The organism is Pseudomonas sp. KCJK8993 (assembly GCF_046230915.1).
Classification (GTDB): Bacteria; Pseudomonadota; Gammaproteobacteria; order Pseudomonadales; family Pseudomonadaceae; genus Aquipseudomonas; species Aquipseudomonas piscis.
This window is the reverse complement of the sequence record NZ_JBJJLO010000254.1, coordinates 1-762: the sequence shown is the minus strand read 5'-3', so window position 1 is coordinate 762 and position 762 is coordinate 1. Positions and strand designations below refer to the sequence as shown.

Genomic DNA, 762 nt, shown 5'->3' with positions numbered 1-762 from the left:
TTCGAAACCCTGGCTGCGTGGATCGCGTTCTATGTCCAGGTTGCCGGTACGCAGGTACGACGCCTGCTCCCCGTACTGCTCGCGCCCATGGGCCAGGAATGCCTCTGACACATCGGTGTAGCAGTACTCGTCGATCGCCTGCGCATAGGGCGCCAAGTGCTGGAACAGCCGCTCGCTGGTGCCGCCGGTTCCCGCGCCGATCTCGATGATCCGCAACCGTGTTTGGGGATCAGCGGCCAGGCGCTGTGTCACATAGGCCAGCAGCTGTTCCGCCAGCACGGCGTTGAAGTAGTCGGCCAGTGGATGGCCGCGATAGATACCCTGCACCCGCTCCACGCTGCCGCCCGGGAACAGCACTGCGGTGGCCGCGCACTCTGCGCGCAGTATCCCGGGCAACGCCGGCAGCACGGCATCGAGCAAGCGGATCTGGTTGTGCACCACGGCCTGCTCGGGGCCTTGCAGCAGGCGCTCGCGGTCGGCCTCCCATTGTCGCCAGGCGCCAGGCCAGTCCGTCGCCGCCTGCGCCTGGCCACTGGCGTCCAGCAGGCGCAGGGCATCCTCGCGCCAACCGACGTAGGCCGAAGCCAGGCCTGCAGGGCCATGCTCCCAGCCCTGATGGGCCAGCAGATTACGTAGCAGCTGCGCCAGGGCGCGCTCCAGTTCGGCCAGCACCGGAGCCGCCCGCTGCGGCAGGCCAAGCGAGGCGTCGCCATTCAAGATCACCGGGGCCACCGACGCGTTGATCTGCAACTGGCGATCATC

General features: G+C 68.0%; 1 pseudogene. It reads right to left on the bottom strand.

Annotated features, from left to right (window positions below):
• A pseudogene (locus ACK6AU_RS32020) lies at positions 1–762 on the bottom strand (hypothetical protein); the annotation flags it as partial.